Here is a 24,090-nt window from a genome sequence, read left to right as displayed (position 1 = left end):
GGCTACATCACGATCTTGTTGAGGGGGTATTCGACGATGCCCTGCGCGCCGGCTTTCTTGAGCGCTGGAATGATCGTGCGAACAGTGGATTCATCAAGGATGGTGTTGACCGCCAGCCAGCCGTCTTCCGAGAGTTGCGACACCGTCGGCCGCTTGAGCGCGGGAAGGACCTGGAGCACGGCTTTCAGGTCCGACGCCTCGACGTTGAGCATCAAGCCGACCTTGCCCAGCGCGTTGATCGCCCCTTCCAACAGCATTTTCAGGTCCTCGAGCTTCCGGCGCCTGGGCTCGTCCTTCCACGCGGCATGGTTGGCAATCAACTGCGTATTGGACTCAAGAAGCGTTTCGACAATTCGCAAGTTGTTGGCTCGCAGTGACGAGCCGGTTTCGGTGACCTCGACGATGGCGTCGGCCAGGACGGGCGGTTTGACTTCGGTTGCGCCCCAGGAAAATTCGACCTTGGCCTTCACGCCGTGTGTCTCGAGCAACCGGCGGGTGAAGCCAACCAGTTCGGTGGCGATGACCTTGCCTTCAAGGTCAGCAATCGACCGGATCGGAGAAGACTCCGGCACGGCGAGTACCCATCGAACTTTGCCGAAGCTCTGTTTGGAGTAGACGAGGTCCGCAACGGTGTGAACGTTCGCGCCGGTCTCCATGACCCAGTCGAGGCCCGTGAGTCCCGCGTCAAGCACGCCGTCTTCCACGTAACGCGCCATCTCCTGCGCGCGAATGAGCATGCACTCGATCTCCGGATCGTCGATCACAGGAAAATAGGACCGGCTGCTCACCGTGATGTTGAAGCCTGCGCGCCGGAACAGGTCCACGGTCGCGTTTTCGAGGCTGCCTTTTGGGATGCCGAGCTTGAGCTTCACCATTACTGGCCTCCGTAGACGAGCGCGGGCTCGTACGTGCGCGATTCGGTCTCGCGCCATTCGCCGTCAGAGAGCTGGCGGAAGAAGCAACTCGCGTAGCCCTCGTGGCAGACGCCGGGGCCAATTGCTTCAACCTGCAGCAGCAGGGTGTCGGCGTCGCAGTCAGTGGCGATGCCCTTGACTGCCAGCCGGTGACCGGACGATTCCCCCTTCATCCAGATCTTGTTGCGCGAGCGCGAGTAGAACGTGGCGAAACCTGTTTCAACGGTCGCGCGGAAGGCTTCTTCATTCATGAAGGCCACCATGAGGACGCGGCCGGTGGCGTGATCCTGGATCACCGCGGGGAGGAGGCCGTCGAGTTTTGAAAAGTCCAGAGTCATAACAAATCCCAATCTGCGAAAAACGAAGCCCAAAAACAAAAAGCCCGCCAGGCATGGTGCCGGGCGGGCGGAAAATCATTGAGTATGGTGCTTCTATAGGAAGAAAGCGGCCCGGCGCGGCACAGGATGGCCGTGATGGTGATGATGACGATGGTGCCGGGGCTGAGCGAACATCAGACTGACAACATAACAGAGCACAAGATGTTCGTGCAAATGCGGTTCACCAGTTGCGGCCGCGCGCGGCGACGGTCAGCGGCGCGAGTGTGCCCTGATCGTTCGCCAACCAAAGGCGATCGGAGAGGTTCGTGACGGTGCAGGCGTGGTTCGGGAGCACACGTACTCGATCGCCAGGGCGCAACGGTGATGACTCGGGCACGCGGCAGATTGCGTGTTCTTCTGACACGCGCTCAATGACAATCGACGCGTCGGGTAGATTCTCGTTCGACGACAGGAAGACCGCCCCGTAGCCGGGAAGGTCCGTGAATCCTCTTGCTCCGTCTGAGGTCAGGGTTTTGCTGCCGCAGTCGAGGATGGCGCGGTCAGGCGCCGGCCGGCTCACGACGGTGGCGACGACAAAGAGCGCGCAGTTTTCATACGTCGCGGACCCCAGGCCGACCTGGCTTCGGTCCAGGAATACGTAGTTGCCCGGACGCATCTCGGTGATGCCCCGCTGCGTGGACGCAAGTGACGCTGCGGGCGTGGACCCCACACTGATCTCGTCCACGGCCACACCGGCTTCACGCACACGCTTCGCCAGGCCGGTCATGATCTCGGTTTCCCTGGCCACGATGGCCGCGAGTGCGGACGGTGATTCGGCGTTGTAGGTATGTCCCGCGTGGCTCAGGATGCCGCGGAAGGACAAGCCCGGCAGCCGCGCGATGCGGGTAATCGTGTTCACCACATCATTCGCTTCTGGATTCACGCCACACCGGTGGGTGCCCACATCCACCTTCACCAGGATGTCCAGGACTTTCCCGGCGCGCGTCATCGCGCCCGACCAGTCAGCGGCCACGTCTGCGTCATCAACGATGATCGACAGGCGCACCCGTTCCATCAGCACGACCACGCGATCGGCGTTGGATGGGTTGACCGGGTAGGGAAGCCGGATGTCGTTGATGCCCGCATCGGCGAATACGGCGGCTTCCGAGAGCTTCGCGCAGCAGATGCCCACCGCGCCGGCCTCAATTTGCATGCGGGCGATCACCGGGCTCTTGTGGGTCTTGGCATGCGGTCGAAGTCGGACTCCGGCGTGGTTCGCCAGTGTCTGCATTCGGGCGATGTTTGCCTCCAGGCGGCTGGACGAAACGACGGGATAGGGTGAGCGAGGTGATAACGGCATGCCGGTATCCTAAATGATCGAAAACGACCTCTGAGGCTTGAAAACGACCTCTGAGGTCGATTTCCTCGACGCGGGTTGGAAATCGACCTCAGAGGTCGTTTTCAATTTAGAATCCAAAGCTGGGGGTTTACGTCACATGACTAAGTTTGCACGACGAGTGATTTCTGGTGGAGCCGCGGCCGTAGTGGTGGCGGGCGCCGTATTGGCCGCCCAGGTGGCGACCACACAAAAACCGTTCGAGCCCAAGGTGGGTCAGGCCGGCAAGGACGTGGTTTGGGTACCCACGCCGCAGCCGACTGTGGACGCGATGCTCGACATGGCGAAGCTGACCAAGGCCGACTTCCTCGTTGACCTGGGTTCCGGCGACGGCGTCACGGTCATCACGGCTGCAAAGCGCGGAGCCAGGGCCATGGGCGTGGAGTTTAATCCCGATATGGTTGCGCTGGCGCGCCAGCGAGCCGAAGAGGCGGGGATGTCTGCACGCGCCACGTTTGTCCAGGGCGACTTCTTCAAGACCGACTTCTCAAAAGCCAACGTGCTCACGATGTTCCTGCTGCCCAGCCTCAACGAACAGCTGCGGCCGACCATCCTGAACATGAAGCCCGGCACGCGCGTGGTCACCAACACCTTCCGCATGGGTTCGGGCGACGATGAGTGGTTGCCTGAGGCGGAGAAGCGCGTGGACCCCTGCGAAACGAGCTGGTGCACGGCAATCCTCTACGTCGTCCCCGCCAAAGTCGAGGGTGTCTGGAAGATGGGTTCGAACACGCTGACCTTCACCCAGAAATTCCAGATGGTCGGCGGCACGCTCGGCACGGCCGCGATTAGCGAAGGCAAGCTCCTGGGCTACGACCTTACGTTCACCGTTGGTGGACAGCGCTACACAGGCAGGGTGAGCGACGACGGAAGGATGATCAAGGGCACGAGCCCGGCCGGGGCCTGGACGGCTGCGCGGTAACGGCTGCCGTGTAGCTGTCGGCGTAATGGCGAAATGCCACAAATGTCCGAAATGGCGAAATGTCTACATTGCCTGAGTGGTCAAATGGCTGAATGTCCCGGATGTTGAATGGTTGAATCCCCTTCGAACCGGGTCATTCAATCATTGCGCCAAGGACATTCAGACATTCTCCCGGCAATGGTTTGTCCGACATTTCGCCATTTCGGACATTTGTGACATTTCGCCATTACGAATGACGCCAAGTGTCCGCGCGCGCCTTCAGCGAATGAGGCCCAGCTTGCTCTTGGCCGTGTAGTTCGGGAAGACCGAGCTGATGTCTTTCGCGCCGAGGTGGCCGCCGAGCACCTCCGAGAAGACGTCGCGGAAGTCGGTAGTGATAGCAAGGTCGCGTCCTTCGTAGCGCTGTTCGCGTTCGAGGCCGGGCCACTTGCCGTAGACCTTCCCGCCCTTCACATCGCCACCAAGCAGCAGCATTGCGTTGCCGTGGCCATGGTCCGTACCCCGCGCGCCGTTCTCGGACACCGTCCGTCCAAACTCCGACATCGTGAGTACCATCACGTCTGCCATGCCGTCGCCCAGGTCCTGCGCGAAGGCCGCGATGCCGCTCGCGAAGTCGTCGAGACGATTGGCGATCTGCGGTCCCTCGTTCGCGTGGTGGTCCCAGTTGCCTGACTCGGCGAACGCCACCTCGAGGCCCATGTTGGCCTTGATGAGCTGTGCGATCTGCTTGAGGGCCTGGCCGTAACCGCTGTTCGGATACACGGCGCCGTTCTGTGGCGTGTACTTGGCGAGGTCCACCGACTCCAGCTGTCTGATTGCGTCAAAAGCCTCCTTGCTCGTGGGCTTGAGCAGCGAATCGGCGGCAGCTGCGTACTGGGCCTCGAACGACGATTGCATCATGTCGCCCCGATCGCCGGCGCGCAGACCGAACCGGCCGAGCTGGTCGATGGCCAGCGCCGGCGCCGTGCCCTGCAACGCGCGCGGCAGCTGCTGCGTGAGCGACACCGCGCGAAACGCGCTCGCCTCTTCGTGTTCCTTCGCATGCAGGTATCGATTGAGCCAGCCGTCGCGTGTGCTCTTGCGCCCAGGCGTGCCGCTCTCCATGTAGTCCTGCGCGTCGAAGTGCGAGCGTGTCGGATCGTTGGAACCGGTGGCGTTGACGATCGCCAGTTCGCCGCGCTTGAAGTACGGCTGCAGCGACGCCATGCGCGGATGGAGGCCGAAGAACCCGTCCAGGTCCACCGCGCCACCGGCCTCGCCCGGTTTGGCAATCGCGATCGACGGCCGCGCCTGGTAGTAGGCCTTCTCGCCGAACGGGACGATCATGTTGAGCCCGTCCACCGCGCCGCGCTGGAACACCGTGACCAGCACCTTGCGCTTCGTCTGGGCGGCCTGTGCGGCCCTGGTGAAAAACGCCGGCGCGAAGCCAAGACTGACGAGGGCCAGGCTGCCGTTCTTGAGGAAGATTCTTCGGTTCATCATTTTGTGCCTGCTTTCTATCTGGTGGAGGGGACAGTCCCACTTCGTCAACGGGACAGTCCCCTCATCTTCATCTTGGCCAAACGGTTACCGTTTCTGGAATTCCGGAGAACCCAGGGTGAGCGCCACCAGTTGTTGCGGCGACTCGGCCTTGGCCAGGGTGTCGCGCGTGATTTGCGACGCGTTGCCAAGGAGCAGTGACTGGACCAGTGCGTTGCGGCTCGCCTCGGACGTGTTGGGCGCGAGCTGGCGGACGTTGAGACGCACGCCACGGAGCTGGCCGTTCGACAGCTGTACGGCGAAGTTCAGCCGGTTGAGTAGTGCGCCCGTGTTGACCCAGTCCTCGGCGGTGTCGCCCCAGCCGGTGGGCGGCTGCGCGCCGTAGAGCGGCATCCCGAGCGATCGCAGCGCGCCAACAAGCGGCTGAGGATTGTTCATGTCCGCGCCCGATGCGCGCACGGCCGACGCCACGAACTCGAGCGGCGTCTTCACCTTTGCGAGCCGCGCCTCGGCCGAAAAGAACTCGGGCGACGTGATGATGGCGCGCGTCACTTCGCGCAGGTCGCCCTTCGTATCGAGGAAGACCTTCGCTGCGCGATCAACCACCGACGCCGGCGGCTCGTCCGCCACGAAACGCCGCGCGAGTTTGGTCGCAATGAACTTCGCCGTTGCCGGATGGGTCGCGAGCAGGTCCAGCACGCGTTCGCCGTCCGCCTTGCCGCCGGCGTCGATGGTCTTTCCAAGCACCACCTTCGGGTCGTTGTCATGCATCACCGCGTTGAACTGGAAGCTGCCGCCGTCCCTGGGCCGGTCGATCGTCCAGCCGGTGAACGCCCGGGCCACCGCAATCACGTCGGCCTGCGTGTATCCGGCATCCACACCCAGCGTGTGCAGTTCCATCAACTCACGGGCGTAGTTCTCATTCAGGCCCCGATTGCGAAGCTGCTGGATGCGTTCGGCCGGCGTCTGGTTGCCCTGCTGGTTCGGCGGCGGAGGTTGCACGCGTCCCCGTCCCCGGCGCATTGCCGCCTGCTGCTGGCGCGCGGCCTGCTCATCGGCCTGCTTCTGCGCGGCTTTTGGATCAACACTCTGGAAGTTATCCAGGTAGAACAGCATCGCCGGACTCTGGGCTACCGCGCCAAGCATGTCGCGGAAGTTGCCAAGTACATACGGCCGAATGGCCTCGCGTTCGTACTCCGTCAAATACACCCGCACCTGGCCCTTGCCAGAGAACACATTGAAGTGGTTGAACCAGAAGTCCACCAACACTTCCTCGAGCTGGCGCTCTGACGTAATCGCCCGCACCAGCCGCGCCTGCATCAGGTCTTGCAGGATCTGTTGCTCCTTCTGGCGCGCCGCCCGCATCTCGGGCGACTGGTCGCGGTCCTGTGGGCGCTGTGGCGCACCCGCCATCGTCGGATCACCTGCCATCGTCTGGCCGGCGGCCTGGCCAGCCATCGTCTGACCAGCCATGGTCTGCCCCGCGGTGGCCTGTCCAGCGGCGCCTGCGCGCGCCGGCTGATTGGCCTGAGCGCGCTGCTCCTGCCGGCGCAGCTGCTCGGCCGGACCGTAGTAGTCGCGCGCCAGTTCCGCGGTGGAAAGGCCGATGGTCGGATACGCGGCCAGTCGCGCCTTGAGGCCGGCGTCCGCAATGCGTTCAGGATGCAGCTGTTCCTCGATGTACGCGGCCACCGTCATCTGCTGCACGCGGGCGATGTCACCGGGGGACGGGCCGTAACCGAGACGGTTCAGCACATGCGCCACCGTAGCATCGTCGGCCGTGCGGGGCACAGCGCTTGATCCTTTTTGCGCGAGAACGACCGGGGCGAGAAGGACCACCGCCAACGCCACCACAGCGCCTGCCGTGCGTCCGAGGATTCCTGGGTAATTTGTCATACAACCTCTTGGACCCACAGAATCAGTGGATGGTAAAAGACATCTCGGATCCCTCCCTATTGGACCAGATCCTGGACGCCTCGTATCCCGTGTGGGGGGAAGGCCTCTCAAGGGCCTCCTACGGGTCGTGGAACCGGGCTCTGGGGATGACTGCCTGGGGGCGTGAGCATCTGGCCAGAGTCGGGTTGATCGAGGGCGACGAAGTCCTGGTCTCGGCCAAGCGTTATCTGTTCGATGCCCAAGCCGATGGGCGGCCGATCAAGGTCCTTGGAATCGGCGCCGTCTTCACCCCGGAGCATCGGCGCGGCCAGCGACTCGCCCCGAGACTGATAGAGGCGATGATCGACGATGGACGCGCACGCGGGTGTGATGTGGCGTTGTTGTTTTCGGAGATTGGGGCGGACTACTACGCCGGCCTGGGATTCACGGTTGTCGAGCGCCCGCGCCTGACCATTGATGTGCCGCGAAATCGCCGGGGCGCGCCTGCCGTGCTGGTGCGCGCGGCAGAGCCGGGTGACTTGCCGCTGCTGTCCGAGATTTCAATGCTCTACGCCAGCGGCGCGGGCTTCGCGATCGATCGGCCGGCGTCGCTTCTGGAGTTCGGTGTTCTGCGGCGCCGGCTTCTTGCCGGGCTGGGGCCCGCCGGCCTTCGGTCGCTTGAGTTCTTCGTGGCCGAAGAGGGTTACCGCGCCGTGGCGTACGTGGTGGTGTCACGCGGCCCTGGCGGTGTCGTGCTCGAGGAGTGCGGTGACCGCGATCCCACGGGTGCCCGGGTGGGCGCGATGCTCGAATCGCTGGCTGAACGCGATCCCTCACAGCTGGACCGGACCATGCGCACTGTGTGGCCAGAGACGTTCCGTCCGCCCCAGCTTCAAGTGATCAAGAGCGAGCCGTCACCCGAAGTGATGATGGTTCGTTCGATCAGCGGCGCGGCGCCCGACTACTCGCGCTCGGTGTTCTGGCAGACGGACGTGTTCTGAAGAAAACGACCTCAGAGGTCGTTTCGCTGCACATTTCCGAAACGACCTCTGAGGTCGTTTTCTTCACCGCCGTTTGAGCGTGCGCACGATCGCCCGGGCGGCGTTCAGGCCTGACTGGCCGGTGAGACCGCCGCCAGGATGGGTTCCCGCGCTGGCGAAGTACAACCGCTGAATCGGTGATTGGTATTGCGCGGCGCCCTGCACCGGTCGGCTGACCCACCACTGATCGAGTGTCTGCTCGCCGTGGAAGATGTGGCCGCCCGCAAAGCCCCAGTGCGTCTCTAGATCTTCGGGAGTGATGACTTCGCGTTCAACGATCAGCGCCTCAAGGCCCGGGGCGTGGGGCGCCAGCGTGTTCATGACTGAGCGATACAACGCTTCGCGTGTGCCGGACCAGGTTCCTTCGCGCAACGTCCGGGGCGCGTAGTGCACGTACACCGACATCACGTGCTGACCTTCGGGCGCGAGCGTCGGGTCGTTCACTGTCGGCACTGCAAGTTCGAGCCAGGGGTGCGGCGAGTGGTGGCCATACTTGGCCGCATCAAACGCGCGCTCGACGTAGTCGATGTCGGGCGCAATCAGCAGGCGTCCTTTGAGCGGCAGGTCGTCCCCATGCAGTGCGGCGAATACCGGTGCGGCCGAGAGCGAGAGGTTGACCTTCGCCGTGACGCCTCGTCCTCGCACCTGACGCATCCGCTGCAGGAACGACGGGGCCAGGTCGGCCGGGTCCACAAGGTTGAGGCACAAATGTCGCGGGTCAATCGCGCCGACCACGGCGTGCGCGGTGATCTCTTCGCCTGTCTCAAGAACGACGCCTGTCGCCACACCCTCGTGGGTCAGCACACGGGCAACCCGCGCCTGCGTTCGAATCAGCGCGCCGGACGCTTCTGCCAGTTCAGCCAGCGCTTGAGCCAGTGCGCCCGGCCCGCCGACCATGGTGACACCGCCACCAACGGGCATCGGGTCTTCGGCCATGCGGTTGAGGAGCATTGCGCCGGTTCCGGCCGACCATGGACCGAGCAGATGCCCGAAGACCCCGCGCACGCCCACCGCAGCCTGGACGAGATCATGTTCGAACCACTCTGCCACCAGGTCCGCCACGGCCATGGGCGCATATCGCGCGAGGCGGCCCAAATCGCGTCGGCCTAGCGCACGGGCGCGGCGGCCAGTGCCGAACAGGTCGAGCAGTTCCCTGTAGGACGGGGCGTCGATTGACGGCGGCGCATGCCGGTTGAGGTTGGCCATCACGCCCGACAGACGTTGCATGGTCAGCACGAAGGACTGCCACGCGCCGGCGTCATGGGCCGACACGCGGTTGATCGAGGCGGCCGTCAGGATGTCGTCGCGATGGAACGTGACGCACTCGCCGTTGTGGCCGAGCGTTGTGAGCACCGGGTCCGGCAGCAGGAACTTGAGTTTGGCGCGGGCGAGTGCGGAATTGCCGCTGTGAAGCGCGCGCACCACGTCGGGCGCGAGCGGCCCCAGCGAATGGCTCAGCCGCGGCGCACTGAATCCCCGAGTTGATGTGTTGGTGACGGCGGCGCCACCAACCCGGTCGTGCTGGTCCAGCACCAGCACTGCGAGCTTCTGCCGCGCCAGCGTGGCTGCGGCCACCAGTCCATTGATCCCGCCGCCGATGATGACGACGTCGATCATCGGCGCATCGCTTTCATGGCCGCGTTGCGGCCGGGTGCGCCCATGATGCCGCCACCAGGGTGAGTGGCCGAGCCACACATGAAGAGCCCCTTGATTGGCGTGCGATAGTCGGCCCAGCCTGGGGCCGGCCGAAGCACGAACAATTGTTCGAGCGTGAGTTCGCCCTGGAAGATGTTGCCCTCAGACAACCCGAACGTCCGTTCGATGTCGAGGGGCGTCAGCACCTGCTTGTGCAGAATCAGGTCTTTCAGGTTTGGAGCGTATTCGGAAATGGTGTCGATCACCGCGTCGCCGAACGCATCGCGATGCTGATCCCACAATGGCGCGTCACCTGTGGAGGGTTCGCGCAGATCGTACGGTGCGTACTGCACAAAACACGACATCACGTGTTTGCCCGGGGGCGCGAGCGTGGAGTCTGTGAGGCTTGGTATGACGATGTCGATGTAGGGACGCCGCGAGTACTGACCGTACTTCGCCTGATCGTAGGCGCGCTCCATGTAGTCCACGTTCGGCGAGATCGAGATCGCGCCACGCAGGTGTGGGCCAGCGCCTTTGAGTGCGGTGAAGTCGGGCAACCCATCGAGCGCGAGGTTGACCTTGCCCGACGAGCCCCGGTACTTGTAGTGGCGGATGTCCTCGACGAAGTCACCGGGCAGGTGTGCTTCGCCCACCATTTTCATGAACGTCAGACGCGGGTCCACGCTTGAGAGCACGGTGTCGGCCAGCACGTAGTCGCCGTTCTCGAGTACCACTCCGGTGGCGCGGCCGTTGCTCACAAGGACCTTGCTGACTGGTGCTTCGAGACGGATTTCCGCGCCCGCCGCCCGCGCGGCTGATGCAATTGACTCGGACACCATGCCCGTGCCGCCGCGCGAGAGGCCCCACGACCTGAACGCGCCGTCGATCTCGCCCATGTAGTGATGCAGCAGCACGTAGGCCGTGCCCGGGGATCGCACGCCCAGGAACGTGCCGATAATGCCCGATGCAGACATCGTGGCCTTGAGCACATCCGTCTCGAACCACTGATCGAGAAAGTCCGCCGCGCTCATCGTGAGCAATTGCGTCTGGTTATACCGGCTTGCGTCCGGCATCGCGCGGAAGCGGGTCAGGATTTCGAGGAGCGGCTTGAGGTCGCGAAGTTTCCGCGAAAAGGGATCCGACGGCGTCATGCCGAGGATCGGTTTCGCGAAGCGGCTCATGTCCACCATCGCCAGGCCGTACTCGTCATACGCCTCGGCGTCTACACGCGAGTGGCGCGAAATCTCACGAAACGTCTGTGCGTGATCGTTGGTGCGCCACAGGTAGTCGCCACTCGGCATCGGCGTGAACGTGCCATCAAGCGGCAGCAGTTCCAGGCCGTGCTTCGCCAGTTCCAGCTCGCGGATGATCTCGGGCCGCAGCAGCGAGACGACGTAGGAACAGACCGAGTACTTGAAGCCGGGGTAGATCTCTTCGGTGACCGCCGCACCGCCCACCACATGCCGTCTTTCGAGGACTAAAACCTTGCGCCCTGCACGGGCGAGATACGCGGCGGCTGTCAGGCCATTGTGTCCGGCGCCAATGACGATGGCGTCGTAGTGCGAGGGCATCGGGGCATATTGTACGGGGAGTCCGGGGTCCCGAGTCCAGGGGCCAGAGTCCTTGGGCGGAGGGGCGGCGAAACCCCTGGACTCTGGACCCTGGACCCTGGACCCCGAGTAATATTCCTCCATGCCCGTCGGTACGCCGTTTCACGACCGCACATTGCCGCTGTGCCAGAGCCTCAACTACCGCGATTGGGCGGGGTACTACACCGCGAGCGCATACGAAACCCATCACGACCACGAATACAACGCCATCAGGAACGGCACGGCCCTGATCGACATCTCCCCGCTGTTCAAGTACATGGTCACCGGACCTGGTGCTGTCCACCTCGTTGACCGCGTCATCACTCGCGACGCGCATCGAATGCGGCCCGGCCAGGTCATCTACACCCCCTGGTGCAACGAGCAGGGCCGCGTGCTGGACGATGGCACAGTGACTCGACTGGGGGAACAGGCGTTCCGCTGGACCGCAGCGGAACCGAATCTGCGTTGGTTCCGCCAGCAGTCGGCCGGTCTGGATGTTCAGATCGAGGACGTCTCCGAGCAGGTGGCGGCACTCGCGCTTCAGGGCCCCACCTCAGCAGCCCTCCTGGGAAGCATCGTTGACGGGGACATCGACGGGGTGAAGTACTTCGGGATGACCAGCGTGAAGATTGCGGGCGCCGACGTCGATGTTTCGCGCACGGGTTATACCGGCGATCTCGGCTACGAACTGTGGATGGATCGCGCCCAGGCACTCAAGGTCTGGGACGCCATCGTTGCGGCCGGACCCGCGCACGGACTGCTGCCCGCGGGCATGCTGGCTCTGGACGTCTCTCGCGTCGAGGCCGGCTTGCTCTTGATCGACGTGGATTTTTTCAGTGTGCGAAAGGCCGTAACCGCGGCGCAGATCTACTCGCCGTTTGAGCTGGGCCTGGGCCGGCTCGTTGATTTCAACAAGGAGCGCTTTGTCGGCCGCGCAGCTCTGGCGGCCGAACATGCCGTCGCCCCGAGACGACGCATCGTCGGCCTCACGCTCGACTGGCCGTCCGTCGAGCGGCTGTACGAAGCTGTCGGTCTGCCCCCGATGGCGCTCGCCACCGCGTCCCGCGTCGCTGTGCCGGTGTACGCGGGCGGTGTCCAGATCGGCCGCATGACGTCGTCCACCTGGTCGCCGGTGTTGAAACAGATGATCGGCCTTGCCACGGTCAACGCATCCCACATGGCGGTCGGCACCAAGGTGGAGGTGGAGCACACCGTGGAGGCTGTGCGCCACCGTGCGCCCGCGACGGTGACGATGACGCCGTTTTTTAACCCGGCGAGAAAGACGGCGTGAAACTCGGCACGGCCGTGCTCATCGCGAGCGCGCTGTGCACAGTGTTGGCCACGCGGGTCTTTGTCTCTTTCGACGGCCAGCGCGCCAAGATTGTCAGGGACCCTATCGTGGCCGAGGAAGGGCGCGTGCGGGTGGAAACCGCACACGACGAGCGAGCCCAGGCACTCGCCGCGCCAGTCGCTGTGATTGCGCTCGTCAGGAATGACGGGTCCGCGCCCGCAGATTTTTCGATTGTCGCCGACGGGCACCCGGTGTGCCAGGTACGCGTCAAGGCCCGAGTCAGTCAGCGCATTGACTGCGCGGCCGTGCAAGGGTGGGTGCCGAGCAATAACCACGTGATCGAGGTCGTGGGCGCGTCCGGCGCCTGGGCGCTTGAGTCACTGGAACTTGCCACGCACCATGGCTCCGGCTCTAGTCCGTTGCCGTTCGTGATCCTGCCGGAATACTCGACGCAATACGAACGGCCCGGCGCGGCGATGCTCGTGGTCGCCTGGTTGTTGATCGTCGGCGCCCTTTTGGTTCCTGCGGCCGCCGGATGGCACGCAGTCGCAGTGAAGACACATCTCGTGCTGTCGTGTGGCGTTGCAGTCATCCTGACGGCGCACACCGTGTCGCCCTGGGTGTCGCCGTTTCTCCTTGCGATGCCACTCGGCGCGTTCGTCAAGGCGATACTTGTGTTGCTGGCCCGGCGGATCTGGTCATTGATCATGCACGTAAGGCCCGCTCTGGAGCGGGCCTTCCGGCATCGACCTCTGTGGCGACCGATCCCTGACGCGCTGGCGATTGCCGCGGTTGTGGCGGTTATTGGCGTTCTGTTTGTGCGACATACCGTCACCGAGTTCGACGGGAACCTCAGCGGCCTGCTGCGGATATCCGGCAGCGGCTTTGACCGGTCACCGCTGTTCGAGGGGCGCGACGACGTCAGGGCCAGCTTGTTCCTGCAGCCCGACGAGGGCTACGACGCGCAGTTCACATACTTCGCGGCATTCGATCCGCTTCTGCGACGGTTTCGATCGACGCCGGAGCGGTATCGCGACGTCGCCGATGCGGCGCCGTATCGCTTTGGGCGCATCGGTTTCTCATGGCTGGTGCGTGTTGTGTCTGGTGGTCGCTGGAAGTGGTACCCCGCTGCCATGGTCGGCCTGGTGCTGGCCGGTGTTGCGCTGTCGGCATTCGTGCTCGCAAGGCTCGCTCAAACTGCCGGCGCCAGCGCCTTGTGGGGATTGATCGTCCTGGCCATGCCTGGGTTCTGGGCGTCGGTCACCATGGTGTTGCCCGAACCGCTGGCTGCCGCGTTCCTTCTGGCGGGGTACTGGTGTGTGACGACGCGGCGCATCGGGCTGGCGGTGGCGGCGTTCGCCATGTCCCTGCTCATTCGCGAGACTGGCGTCCTGTTCGTGGCGGCGCTCGCGATGTTCGCCACGGTGCCCAGTGTCACTCGCCGTGATCGACTCTGGCTGCTGAGCGCCGTGCTGCCGGCCGTGGCTTGGCGGGTCTATGTCGCCGCGGGATTCTGGCCCGTCTGGGGATGGGATGGTTTCTTCTATCCCGCCCCGACGCTGACGATGCCGTTCGTGGGTATGGCCGGTCTGTGGTCGGTGCTCGCTCGTGGGGACTATCACGCGCACGTGCCTGAACTCGCGCGGGCCGCCATCTGGTTGTCGGTCCTGCTCATTGCAGTCGCAGCGCTATCGGTCGGCTTGATCAAACGGGCCGGGCGTTTCATCGGGATTACCTTCATGGTGTACGCGGTGATGACCCTGTCATTCACCTACCCGACGGTGTGGGGTCATCCGGCCAATGCTCAGCGAGCGTCGTACGAGGTGTTTATCCTGCTCGCACTGGCTTCGTTGGGCGTCATGCGATATCCCCGGCACCTGCAGGTGGCGGTCGCCGCCTGTTGGGCGGGAGCAGTGGGGTTCATTCTGTTTGGGGCGCACGACTCATTCGTCATCTGGGACGCGTTATGGTGATACAACTTCCCGAGCCAACATGAGCGAACCCACCGGCCGTCTGCGGCGAGAACTTGGCAAGTGGGACCTGACCGCCATTGGCGTGAACCAGGTCATCGGCGGGGCGGTCTTCCTCATGGCCGCGCCTCTGGCCACGCAAATCGGCGCGTGGAGTGCCATCGCGGTTGCGCTGGTGGGCATCCTCTCTCTGATGATCGCGCTGAACTTCGCCGAGGCCGGCAGCCGGTTCGACGGCACCGGCGGCGCGTATCTCTACACGCGCGCGGCGTTCGGACGGTTCTTCAGCTTCGAAGTGGGCTGGATGATGTGGGTGACCCGCGTCACCAGCTGGGCCTCAGTGGTGAATGGGCTCACCACGGCGCTTGCGTACTACTGGCCTGCGCTCGGGGCCGACCAACCGGGCTTGGCCCGCGAAGCGGTGATCACGGGCGTGGTCCTCGCCATCATGACGATCAACGTGCTCGGCATCCGCCAGAGCGCGTGGGTGGTGAACGCACTGACGGTGGGCAAGCTCACGCCGCTGGTGATCTTCATCTTCCTTGGCCTGCCGTACGTGGCGTTTGACGCCCTTCGCCCAGAGGTCGCCCTGACCTGGACGCAGATTTCGACGTCGGCTCTGCTCCTGATCTTTGCGTACGGGGGCTACGAGGTTGTGGGTGTGCCTGCCGGAGAAACCCGCGATCCGAAACGCGCCGTCCCCTTCGCCATGGTCATGACCATCGTCATCGTCGCTGTGGTGATGACGTTGGCGCAGGTGGTGGCCATGGGTACGTTGCCCAATATTGCGGGGTCGCAGCGGCCGCTGGCAGACGCGTCGCTGATCTTCATCGGTGCATGGGGTGCCCTGTTGATGACCACCGGAGGCGCTGTCTCCATGACCGGGAACAACATGGGCCAGGCGCTGTCCGGGTCGCGCAACTTGTATGCGCTGGCCGAACAGGGTGATCTTCCACTGGTGTTCGGCCGCGTCCATTCGAGGTTCCACACACCGGCTGTGGCGATCGTGGTGACTTCGCTTGTGGCGCTCGGGCTCGCGCTGTCGGGAAACTTTGTCACGCTCGCGGCCAGCAGTGCGGTCAGCCGGTTGATGGTCTATGCCGGGACCTGCGCGTCGGTGCTGGTGCTTCGGCGGCAGGGGCCTGCGGCATTCACCATCCCCGGTGGCCCCGTCATTCCCGTGGTCGCGTTATTGGTTTCTTTGGCTATTCTCGGCGGCGCAACCAAGTTGCAGCTGCAGGTCGGCCTGGTCGCGCTCGTTGTGGGTGCCGCCCTGTACGGCGTGGCCCGTTGGAGATCTCGATGAAACAGGTGTTCATTCTGGGTGTGGTGATGGCGGCGATGGCGATTCCGGTGTTTGCGAACGCGCAGATGGTGATTGTGGTGCGGCATGCCGAGCGGGCCGACGATGGCGCGTCGCCGGGGACGTCGATGACCGCGAGCCCGGACCCGGAGTTGTCGGAGGCCGGGAAGGCGCGGGCGCAGAAGCTGGCGGCGATGCTCGGTGATGCGGGCATCGCGGCCATCTACACCACCGAGTACAGGCGCACGAAGGACACGGGGGCGCCGCTGGCGGCGAAGGTTGGTGTGGCCGCCGAGGTGGTGCTGGCACGCGACGCGGCGGCGCTGATTGCGAAGATCACGTCGCACAAGACAGGCGCGGTGTTGGTGGTCGGCCATTCCAACACCGTGCCCGCAGTCGTGAAGGCTCTGGGTGGCTCCGCCGTGACGATGGCCGATGACGAGTACGACAGCATGTATTTCGTGGCGGCCAACGGCACCACCACTCGCATTCGGTTCAAGCCGTGACCAGTCGCCGGCGGTGGCGATCGCGGTGCGCCGTATTTGTCCTGGCGAGCGCCGCTGGTGCCACGATTGGCGCCGGCCCTGAGGCGCAGCGGACTGGCGCGCCCTCGCCCCCGGTGCTGGCCCGGATGTGGGACGCGGAGCATGTGTCGTCGCCCGTGTCGCCGCTTGTTGACCATGCCGAGGTGAAGTCGCGCATCCAGACCATTGCCGCGTCGGGCGGCGGTGTGGTGCGGGTGCGCGAGGTGGGGCGGTCCCTTGAAGGCCGTGAGGTGTGGGACGTCACATTCGGCACGGGGCCCCTCGTGGTCCTGATGTGGTCGCAGATGCATGGCGACGAGCCGACCGCGACGTCTGCGCTGTTCGACATCTACGAGTACATCCGGCTGCACGACACGGAACCAGCCGTGCAGCAATTGCTGTCGGCGCTGACCGTGCACACCGTGCCGATGCTGAATCCCGACGGCTCGGAGCGATTCCAGCGGCGCAACGTACAAAGTATCGACGTCAACCGCGATGCGTTGTTGCTGCAAACCCCGGAGGGGCGTCTGCTCAAGTCGCTCCGGGACGAGTTGAACCCGGCGGTGGGATTCAACCTGCACAATCAGAATTGGCGCACGACAGTGGGGAAGCCGCCGAAGGGCGCGGCCATCTCGCTGCTTTCCGTGGCCCACGACGAGGAGCGATCGGTGAGCGCCGGACGGCTCTTGACCAAGCGCCTTGGCGCCGTGGTCCGCGATGCGCTGGAGCCATTCGCGCTCGGGCGTATCGGCAAGTACGACGACAGCTTCGAAGTGCGCGCCTTCGGAGACAACCTGACGCTCTGGGGGACACCGGTTCTGCTTGTCGAGACCGGCCCGTGGCCTGAGGCCAACCCTGATCCCATGTTGGTGCGCCTGAATTACACTGCCCTGATCCACGCGCTGCACGCGTTGGCGGATGGATCTGTGCACAAGGCTGATGCGGCGCGGTACGACTCGCTGCCGGAGAACCAGACGGGCGGGTTCTACACGATCATCCGCAACGTATCGATCCTCACAGGCACTGGCATCCCGACGTTTACGGGCGACGTCGGCCTGGTGGCGAACCGGCGGGTGCGGATTGAAGACGGCAAGCGCGTCCTTGTGACGCAGCATTCGATTGACGACATCGGCGATTTGCGGACCGCGGGCGGCCTGTTCGAGGTCGATGGCACGGGCAAAGTGCTGGCGCCGCTGCAGCCCGGTGCCGAGGTTGGGACGGAGTTGGCGATGCCCGAAGGCAAATGGGATTCGGCGATCGCCGTAGGCGCGCCAGCCAATCTGATGCTGCTGTCGCCGTTGCCCGGCGGCAGGTATCGGGTGGAGCGGGTGTTTAAGACCTCTGAGGTCGTTTCCTAGAAAGACGGGGAAACGACCTCAGAGGTCCTTGTTAGTGGAGCAGTGATGAAAATTGCGGTTGTCGGGGCGGGTGCGGTGGGTGGGTACTACGGAGCGCTCCTGTCGCGGGCGGGTGCGGATGTCAGTTTTGTGGCCAGGGGCGCGCACCGGGATGCGATCCGCGCGAATGGGCTGCGCATCATCGGCGTCCAGGGCGATTTCACCGTCAAGGTTGCCGCTGAGGATGACCCTGCGCGCATCGGCGCCGTTGATGTCGTCATCATCGCGGTCAAAACCTACGACAACGACACGGCGTTCCCGTTGGCGAAGGCGCTGATGCGGGAGGGGACCACCGTCCTGACGCTGCAGAACGGGGTGGACAGCGCCGATGACCTCGCGCAGGTTGTAGGCAAGGCCGCGGTCCTTGCGGGGCCCACCTATATCGCGACCGCGATTGACGCGCCCGGTGTCATTCGCCAGACGGGTTCTCACCGGCGGATTGTGTTCGGCGAAGTGTTTGACCCTCCCGCCGAGGTGACACCGCGTGTGCGCGCGTTGGCCGACCTCATGCTTTCGGCCGACATCCACGCCGAGCCGGTTGCCGACGCTCGGGTGCCGCTGTGGGAGAAGTTCATCTACCTCGCGCCATTCGCCGCGTTTACGGGTGCGGCCCGGCTGCCGATTGGCCCGCTGTGGGCTGACGAGGAATCGCGCGCGGCGTTTATGGACGCGGTGCGCGAGGTGGAGCGTGTGGCGCGCGCGTCGGGCATCAACGTGGCGGCCGACACCGTCGAGAAGATCGCCGCTTATACAGCCGGAATTCCCGCCAGCACGCGGTCGTCGCTGCTCATCGATCTCTCAATCGGGAAGCGGATCGAAGTGGAGTCACTGCCGGGTTCTGTGGTTCGCCGGGGACGCGCGGTCGGCGTGGACACGCCCATGATGCGCGCGCTCTACGCGGTCCTCAGGCCCCATTTGAAATTGGCCAATGAGGCAATGGGGCAATGAGGCAGTGACCCATTTACAATGAATGCACCTGAATGATCGTCCTCTTCACCTTCCTCGCCGGCATAGGCGCAGGCGCCTTTGGCGCCTTGCTGGGGTTAGGTGGGGGCATCTTTCTGGTTCCCTTCCTCAACATCGTTCTGGACGTTCCCCTCGAACAGGCGATGGCCGTCAGTCTTGTCACGGTCATTGCGACTTCGAATTTTGTCTCGCTCGCGTCAGCCGGACAGAAGTCGGCCAATGTTCGTCTCGCGATGTTGCTCCAGCTCATCGCAGCCGTCGGCGCGATCGCGGGCACGTACATGCTCGACTACATCTCGCCGCGCACGCGCGAGCAGATCTTCGGCGGCACCGCTTTGCTCGTCGCCGCGGTCATCCTCTCCAGACTTAACCAGCGCAACGTGTTGCCCGGTCACGTTGACGACGTGGGGTTTCTGGGCGGCTGGTTCCAGGATCACGACACCGGAGAACTTGTCGCGTACCGGCTGAAGCGCGTTCCGGTGGCGGCTGGTGTTGCCGCTGGTGCGGGAGTGATTTCCACGCTCGCCGGCGTCGGCGGTGGAGTGCTGGTGGTCCCCGCGCTGAATTCATGGTGCGGCGTGCCGATGCGCGTGGCGGCGGCAACAAGCGCAGTGATCCTGGGCGTGACCGCGATCCCTGGCGTGGCGGACAACGTGGCACGCGGTCACCTGCCCAGCCCCGTGTTGGCCGCGGCCGGTGTGCTGGGTGTGCTCGTGGGCTCCCGCGCCGGTTTCTGGATCGGCCCGAGAGTCAAAGTGCGTTCACTGAAGATCCTGCTGGCCTTGGTGCTTTCTGTGGTGGCAGCCGAATACCTGTTCTTCAAATGACGAACCACCAGGAATTCTCTGCGTTGAAGCGCGCCCTTCGGCTCGCATTGATGGCCACCTCCGCCACGCTGGCGATGGGCCTTGCGTTGTCCCTGTTTGTGTCCGGGCCTGCGGCGCCGGTCGCTCAGTCGATGCTGTGGCTGGGCCTGGGTATGCTGGTCGCTATTCCGATTCTCAACGTCATTGACGTCGTCATCATCGAGTGCCGCCTCAAGGAATGGCCCTTTGCCGCCGCCGGCGTGGCTGTGCTCGTGCTGCTCGCGTACACGGTCGCCGAGAAATTGATCAAATAAGGGGACGGGTCTCGACCTGTGGAAAACTCTGGGCCCGAAAAACGACCTCTGAGGTAGTTTTCACGAAGGAGGGATCGAAAACTACCTCAGAGGTCGTTTTTGCCTGCGGAGTTTTCCACAGGTCGAGACCCGTCCCCTTAGATCTCGTACGCTGCGCGGACGGGCTTGAGCGGCCGATCGAACCACAGCGGACGCCGCGTGCCATCCGGGCCAGGTGCCGGCCGCGTCTTGGCCATCCACTCCAGATAGAGTGCGTGCGACTTCGCGGTATCCACCATCACGTCGCCGTAAGAGTCGTCCGGCCCCGCCTTCTCGAGCCGCACGCGCTGATGCCAGCAATGCATCCCGCTGACCGGGTCGGGCTGCACGGGGAACGTCAGGTTCTGGTGCACACCGATTTCCGTCCACCACACGCGCGCACTATCGGCGTCGTTGCTCTTGAACGGCTGCGTGCCATGGACCTGGCGCATTTCATACTTGCCGTCGGCGCTGCGCGCGATTCGCACCAGCGCCGACGCGTTGCGGGCGCCGCCCTGGTCTTCGTCAAGCCGCCATCGTCCGAGGTGGTGCGACATGGCGACAACGCCGGGACGTATACCTTCGGTGACCCATGCCCTCGTGACAAAGAAGCCGATTCCCGTATGGACCTTCACCAAATCGCCAATCGCGATGCCGAGCTTCTCAGCGTCGCCGGACGCAATCCACAGCGGGTTGCTGTGAGAGATCTCATACAGCCACTTCACCGGCGCTCTGGTGTGAATCAGAGTTGGCAGTCGGAAGTTCGGCAGCAAATCGAACTCGTTCTCCGCCGGGTTAAGGTCGCGCCAATAGACGTGCCCGGTCACGTACCGCGGAATCGCGTGCTCGGGCCAGCCCCAATCGGCCAGGGTCGGTGAGAAGAACTCAAGCTTGCGTGACGGCGTATTGAACCCGGTCATCCGCGTGCCATCGATCTCCACACCACCGGTCTCCACCGGCTGCTCATGCACCTTGCTATACGCCACGTCGTCTACCTTGAAGACGCCGTACTTGCGCATGTATTGGAGCGGCGTCAGTTCTTCCTTCTTCGCCGCTTCGGGCAGGCCGGGCACGGAGTTTTCGAACATCCAGCCGTAGTACTCATCGACCGTAATCTGCTTGCCCTCGCGATACGGCGACTCAAAGTATTTGCGAATGCCGAGCGAGCCGTCCGGATCGATCTTCCACGAGAGCGCGATCCAGAATTCCGACTCTTCCCACACTTCGCCGGGGTTGGCCTCGTGCGTAGCGCCAACTGGCGTGCCTCGCTTTTCGAGAGCGACTCGTCGCACGGGCTGCCGGAACCCAAGCCAGCGTCCCGCGTGCGTCTCCTGGCTCATCGTGTCGTGCCGCTCGGTGCCCAGTCCCATTGGCAGCACGTAGTCGGCGAACCAGGCGGTCTCGCTCCACATCGGCGTGAGCGCCACGTGGAGGCCCACCTTCGATTCGTCTTCCAGCATCTCCATCCACGAGAAGCCGTCGGGGTTGGTCCACAGCGGGTTGTAGACGCGCGTGAAGTACACGTCGAGCTTGCCGCGGCCTTCTTTGAGGAAATGCGGCAGCAGGAAACTCATCTCGAAGAACGCGAGAGGGAACTCCTTCGGGAACAGCAACTCGTTCCAGTACTCGGGAGCCGGCGGCGGATTCGGGTGCTTCGGCACGAATTTGTTCGTGACGTGCAGATTCACTCCGCCCTTCTCGCCCACCGCGCCCATCAGGACCACGAGGAAGTAGAGCGCGCGGGTAATCTGCCATCCCCACAAGTGACCGGCGGCCGCGGCGCGCCAACTGTGAGTGGAAAACGCCGTGCCGGCATCGGCAATCGCTTCAGCCGCTTCCAGAATCTTGTGCGCCGGGACGCCCGACTCGCTTTCAGCGTACTCAGGCGTGAACTGCGCGTATTCCTCTTTGAGGGCGATCTCGAATGCGTCAAACGTCACCGGTAGGTCGGGCCGGCTCGCGGTCAGGTACGTCTCCCAGTTCACCCAGCGCTTGACGAAGTCGCGATTGTACTTTCCGGAGTCGATCAAATATTTCGCGATGGCCAGCAGGATCGCGCCTTCTGTGCCCGGCTTGGTCGGCATCCACACATCGGCCTTCGCCGACGTGTTCGACATGCGCGGGTCCATGACGATGAGCTTGGCGCCTTTGGTTTTGCCTTCGATGATGCGCTGCGCGTGCGGGTTGAAGTAGTGTCCCGATTCGAGATGTGACGACAGCAGTAGGATGGTCTTTGCGTTCGCGTAGTCGGGAGAGGGACGGTCGGCACCCGTCCACAGGAAATGCGCCAGGCGGGCCGACGATGAGCACACATTGGTGTGGCTGTTGTGGCCGTCGATGCCCCACGCCTGAAGGACGCGGTTCACGTAGCCGTCTTCACCCGGACGGCCGACGTGATACATCACCTCGCGGCGACGGTCTTCGAGAATGGCCTTTCGGATGCGACCGCCGATGTCTTCCAGCACCTCATCCCAGCTCACGCGCGCCCACTCGCCGCTGCCGCGCTTACCGACGCGCCTCAGGGGGTACAGGATGCGGTCTGGGTCCTCGAGCTGATTCGGTGTGACGACGCCTTTGGCGCACGTACGGCCGCGGCTGCCAGGGTGCAGAGGGTTGCCTTCGATCTTGCGAACGTCCAGCGTGTCTTTGTCTACGTAGGCGATGACGCCACAGCCCGACTCGCAGTTGAAGCAGATGCTGGGAATGATCCAGTAATTGCGCCGGTCCTTCTTCGGCCAACTCGTCGATTCGAAATCGACATAGTTGTCCCAATCAGACACGGGCGGATGCGATCGGAATTCAGCCATTTACGAAATCGGGACGCATTGTCCCGCCTCTACCCAGATGTATTCCCACGCCAGGCTGCCCGCCAAGGTGACGATAGCCATCGGAATCAGCGCCGTCATCGAGAAGCCTGTGGTGGCGGCCACCGCAAACAGGGCGAGCGGCGCCAGGCCGCCGAGGCCAAGCGCGCCCACCCAGAACATCCGCGCGTATGCGCCCCGGCGAATCGCGCGAACCGCCAATTCGTGATGTAGCGTCGGGCTCGGCATCAACAGATTCTCGGACACCAGAATCAACAGATGCAGTGAGGTCGCCCCCGCCAGTGTCCAGCCCAGTGTGCGCACCACCCACGGATCCACGGTGGTGAAGAGGGCCGCAATGAGCAGGGCGGCGGCGCCTTCCATGGCGGCCTGCGCGATGAGGTCAATTGTCGGAAACGGGCCCTGCCAGAGATCGCGGGCCAGTCCCTGCGCGAAGAGCAGGCCCGTGTACGCCGTGGCCGCCAGCGCGACAGGCACTGTCACGACCGCGAGCACTGTAATCAGCGACGGTGCGCCCAGGAGCCAGGCCAACACCCAGAGGCCACCGACAGCCCCATGGGCCATCAGGATGAACGCACCGCGCGCCATCCAGGAGCTCCAGTTGGGCCGGGTGAGGATGTAGTAGAACCGCTCCGGTCGTTCCAGATCCATGACGAGCACGACTGCCGTCAATGCCGAGAACACGGACGCCACGAGCGGCGCGGCCAGACCCGACAGCGCGCTCCGGTCGCCCATCAGCCACAGGATTGCACCGATAAAAAGGGCGCCCGTCGAGATGCCTTTGGTCAGCAGGTACAACACGAGGTCAATCCCCCAGGCCTTCTTGTGCGGCACGTCGTAGTCCACGCGCGGGTCGCCTGGGGACTGCGGGTCGGGGTCCTTCGAACCCAGCGGCCGCAGGTGTACGCCACCTTCCTTGAACATGAAGGGGCGTGACGCAATCTCGGGCCGGATAATGCTCTCGTCAGCAGCCAGGTAAAAGACCTTCGGGCCCGTGCCCTTCTCCGGCTTGCGCACCGTAAACGCCTCGCGCTCCACAATCTGCGCCACCTCGGTGGTGGGGTCGTCCATGTCACCGAAGATCCGGCATTCTGTGGGGCACACACTGACGCACGCCGGCTCCAGATGATTCTCCACCCGGTTCGCGCAGAAGTTGCACTTCTCTGCGGTGCGTGTGTTCGGATCGATAAAGAGCTGATCGTAGGGGCACGCGGCCATGCACGCTTTGCAGCCAATGCACGAGTCGCCATGTAGATCGACGATGCCGTCGTGACGACGGAAGAGGGCGCTGGTCGGACAGATCTTCATGCACGGCGCGTCTGCGCACTGGTTGCATAACACCGGCAGGAACAGCCGCTCCGCGTCCGGGAAACGGCCCTTCTCGACCGTCTTGACCCAGCATCGGTTCACGCCGACCGGAATGTCGTGCTCGGCCTTACATGCGATCGTGCAGGCGTGACAGCCGATGCACTTCTTCAGATCGATAACGAAGCCGTAATTGGGCACGCG

General features: G+C 64.0%; 19 protein-coding genes. 10 read left to right on the top strand and 9 right to left on the bottom strand.

Annotation, left to right across the window (positions count from 1 at the left end; genetic code table 11):
• Positions 1 to 2: 2 nt before the first annotated feature.
• The 3 genes from IPL75_21155 to IPL75_21145 form a co-directional block, all read right to left on the bottom strand.
• A complete protein-coding gene (locus IPL75_21155) occupies positions 3 to 875 on the bottom strand; it encodes an ATP phosphoribosyltransferase (protein ID MBK9242705.1) in 873 nt (290 codons plus the stop codon).
• Positions 875 to 1,252, bottom strand: coding sequence for a phosphoribosyl-AMP cyclohydrolase (gene hisI / locus IPL75_21150; protein MBK9242704.1), 378 nt, complete (start codon positions 1,250 to 1,252; stop codon positions 875 to 877). Before hisI ends, IPL75_21155 begins: the two co-directional genes overlap by 1 nt.
• Positions 1,253 to 1,472: 220 nt before the next feature.
• Positions 1,473 to 2,591: an alanine racemase gene (locus IPL75_21145; protein MBK9242703.1), complete on the bottom strand. Its 1,119-nt coding sequence runs from the start codon at positions 2,589 to 2,591 to the stop codon at positions 1,473 to 1,475.
• Positions 2,592 to 2,727: 136 nt separating this feature from the next.
• Between IPL75_21145 and IPL75_21140 the strand changes: the two genes are divergently transcribed.
• The gene (locus tag IPL75_21140) at positions 2,728 to 3,549 is read left to right on the top strand and encodes a class I SAM-dependent methyltransferase (protein ID MBK9242702.1); all 822 of its coding nucleotides are present in this window, start codon (positions 2,728 to 2,730) and stop codon (positions 3,547 to 3,549) included.
• Positions 3,550 to 3,807: 258 nt separating this feature from the next.
• Here IPL75_21140 and IPL75_21135 read toward each other — a convergent pair whose 3' ends face one another.
• Positions 3,808 to 5,031: a DUF1501 domain-containing protein gene (locus IPL75_21135; protein MBK9242701.1), complete on the bottom strand. Its 1,224-nt coding sequence runs from the start codon at positions 5,029 to 5,031 to the stop codon at positions 3,808 to 3,810.
• A gap of 84 nt (positions 5,032 to 5,115) precedes the next feature.
• A complete protein-coding gene (locus IPL75_21130; protein MBK9242700.1) occupies positions 5,116 to 6,924 on the bottom strand; it encodes a DUF1800 domain-containing protein in 1,809 nt (602 codons plus the stop codon).
• A 29-nt stretch (positions 6,925 to 6,953) separates the two neighbouring features.
• On the opposite strand from IPL75_21130, the gene IPL75_21125 reads away from it, so the two are divergent.
• Positions 6,954 to 7,904, top strand: coding sequence for a GNAT family N-acetyltransferase (locus IPL75_21125; GenBank protein MBK9242699.1), 951 nt, complete (start codon positions 6,954 to 6,956; stop codon positions 7,902 to 7,904).
• Between the two features lie 63 nt (positions 7,905 to 7,967).
• Here the strand turns inward: IPL75_21125 and IPL75_21120 are convergent, their stop codons facing one another.
• Both IPL75_21120 and IPL75_21115 read right to left on the bottom strand, forming a co-directional pair.
• A complete protein-coding gene (locus IPL75_21120) occupies positions 7,968 to 9,560 on the bottom strand; it encodes an NAD(P)/FAD-dependent oxidoreductase (GenBank protein ID MBK9242698.1) in 1,593 nt (530 codons plus the stop codon).
• Positions 9,557 to 11,149 carry an NAD(P)/FAD-dependent oxidoreductase gene (locus IPL75_21115; GenBank protein MBK9242697.1) on the bottom strand — a complete coding sequence of 531 codons (1,593 nt, stop codon included), beginning with the start codon at positions 11,147 to 11,149 and terminating at the stop codon, positions 9,557 to 9,559. Before IPL75_21115 ends, IPL75_21120 begins: the two co-directional genes overlap by 4 nt.
• 121 nt (positions 11,150 to 11,270) lie before the next feature.
• On the opposite strand from IPL75_21115, the gene IPL75_21110 reads away from it, so the two are divergent.
• The 8 genes from IPL75_21110 to IPL75_21075 are packed head-to-tail and all read left to right on the top strand — an operon-like array spanning position 11,271 to position 19,738.
• On the top strand, positions 11,271 to 12,458 hold the full coding sequence (locus IPL75_21110) for an aminomethyl transferase family protein (GenBank protein MBK9242696.1): 1,188 nt from the start codon (positions 11,271 to 11,273) through the stop codon (positions 12,456 to 12,458).
• Positions 12,455 to 14,431, top strand: a complete 1,977-nt coding sequence (locus IPL75_21105; protein MBK9242695.1) for a hypothetical protein — start codon at positions 12,455 to 12,457, stop codon at positions 14,429 to 14,431. The genes IPL75_21110 and IPL75_21105 overlap by 4 nt, the downstream gene beginning before the upstream one ends.
• 19 nt (positions 14,432 to 14,450) lie before the next feature.
• Positions 14,451 to 15,734: an amino acid permease gene (locus IPL75_21100; protein ID MBK9242694.1), complete on the top strand. Its 1,284-nt coding sequence runs from the start codon at positions 14,451 to 14,453 to the stop codon at positions 15,732 to 15,734.
• Entirely contained in the window at positions 15,731 to 16,237 is a 507-nt protein-coding gene (locus IPL75_21095) for a histidine phosphatase family protein (GenBank protein ID MBK9242693.1), read from the top strand. Before IPL75_21100 ends, IPL75_21095 begins: the two co-directional genes overlap by 4 nt.
• Positions 16,234 to 17,613: a peptidase M14 gene (locus IPL75_21090; protein MBK9242692.1), complete on the top strand. Its 1,380-nt coding sequence runs from the start codon at positions 16,234 to 16,236 to the stop codon at positions 17,611 to 17,613. The genes IPL75_21095 and IPL75_21090 overlap by 4 nt, the downstream gene beginning before the upstream one ends.
• A 45-nt stretch (positions 17,614 to 17,658) precedes the next feature.
• Positions 17,659 to 18,600: a 2-dehydropantoate 2-reductase gene (locus IPL75_21085; protein ID MBK9242691.1), complete on the top strand. Its 942-nt coding sequence runs from the start codon at positions 17,659 to 17,661 to the stop codon at positions 18,598 to 18,600.
• A 32-nt stretch (positions 18,601 to 18,632) separates the two neighbouring features.
• A complete protein-coding gene (locus IPL75_21080) occupies positions 18,633 to 19,445 on the top strand; it encodes a sulfite exporter TauE/SafE family protein (GenBank protein MBK9242690.1) in 813 nt (270 codons plus the stop codon).
• Complete coding sequence (locus IPL75_21075; GenBank protein MBK9242689.1) at positions 19,442 to 19,738, top strand: hypothetical protein; 297 nt, start codon at positions 19,442 to 19,444, stop codon at positions 19,736 to 19,738. Before IPL75_21080 ends, IPL75_21075 begins: the two co-directional genes overlap by 4 nt.
• A 137-nt stretch (positions 19,739 to 19,875) precedes the next feature.
• Here the strand turns inward: IPL75_21075 and IPL75_21070 are convergent, their stop codons facing one another.
• Entirely contained in the window at positions 19,876 to 22,563 is a 2,688-nt protein-coding gene (locus IPL75_21070) for a molybdopterin-dependent oxidoreductase (protein MBK9242688.1), read from the bottom strand.
• Positions 22,564 to 24,087: a polysulfide reductase NrfD gene (nrfD, locus tag IPL75_21065; GenBank protein ID MBK9242687.1), complete on the bottom strand. Its 1,524-nt coding sequence runs from the start codon at positions 24,085 to 24,087 to the stop codon at positions 22,564 to 22,566. It lies immediately after the preceding gene.
• Between the last annotated feature and the right edge of the window lie 3 nt (positions 24,088 to 24,090).

Source organism: Acidobacteriota bacterium, from assembly GCA_016716905.1.
GTDB lineage: Bacteria > Acidobacteriota > Vicinamibacteria > Vicinamibacterales > SCN-69-37 > SYFT01.
Note: the sequence above shows the minus strand (reverse complement) of the source record. Positions and strands in the feature narration are given on the sequence as shown.

Bases quoted from the DNA above. Each gene is read 5' to 3' on its own strand.
- IPL75_21155 (MBK9242705.1), bottom strand. From the start codon at position 875: ATGGTGAAGCTCAAGCTCGGCATCCCAAAAGGCAGCCTCGAAAACGCG.
- hisI (MBK9242704.1), bottom strand. From the start codon at position 1,252: ATGACTCTGGACTTTTCAAAACTCGACGGCCTCCTCCCCGCGGTGATC.
- IPL75_21145 (MBK9242703.1), bottom strand. From the start codon at position 2,591: ATGCCGTTATCACCTCGCTCACCCTATCCCGTCGTTTCGTCCAGCCGC.
- IPL75_21140 (MBK9242702.1), top strand. From the start codon at position 2,728: ATGACTAAGTTTGCACGACGAGTGATTTCTGGTGGAGCCGCGGCCGTA.
- IPL75_21135 (MBK9242701.1), bottom strand. From the start codon at position 5,031: ATGATGAACCGAAGAATCTTCCTCAAGAACGGCAGCCTGGCCCTCGTC.
- IPL75_21130 (MBK9242700.1), bottom strand. From the start codon at position 6,924: ATGACAAATTACCCAGGAATCCTCGGACGCACGGCAGGCGCTGTGGTG.
- IPL75_21125 (MBK9242699.1), top strand. From the start codon at position 6,954: ATGGTAAAAGACATCTCGGATCCCTCCCTATTGGACCAGATCCTGGAC.
- IPL75_21120 (MBK9242698.1), bottom strand. From the start codon at position 9,560: ATGATCGACGTCGTCATCATCGGCGGCGGGATCAATGGACTGGTGGCC.
- IPL75_21115 (MBK9242697.1), bottom strand. From the start codon at position 11,149: ATGCCCTCGCACTACGACGCCATCGTCATTGGCGCCGGACACAATGGC.
- IPL75_21110 (MBK9242696.1), top strand. From the start codon at position 11,271: ATGCCCGTCGGTACGCCGTTTCACGACCGCACATTGCCGCTGTGCCAG.
- IPL75_21100 (MBK9242694.1), top strand. From the start codon at position 14,451: ATGAGCGAACCCACCGGCCGTCTGCGGCGAGAACTTGGCAAGTGGGAC.
- IPL75_21095 (MBK9242693.1), top strand. From the start codon at position 15,731: ATGAAACAGGTGTTCATTCTGGGTGTGGTGATGGCGGCGATGGCGATT.
- IPL75_21085 (MBK9242691.1), top strand. From the start codon at position 17,659: ATGAAAATTGCGGTTGTCGGGGCGGGTGCGGTGGGTGGGTACTACGGA.
- IPL75_21080 (MBK9242690.1), top strand. From the start codon at position 18,633: ATGATCGTCCTCTTCACCTTCCTCGCCGGCATAGGCGCAGGCGCCTTT.
- IPL75_21075 (MBK9242689.1), top strand. From the start codon at position 19,442: ATGACGAACCACCAGGAATTCTCTGCGTTGAAGCGCGCCCTTCGGCTC.
- IPL75_21070 (MBK9242688.1), bottom strand. From the start codon at position 22,563: ATGGCTGAATTCCGATCGCATCCGCCCGTGTCTGATTGGGACAACTAT.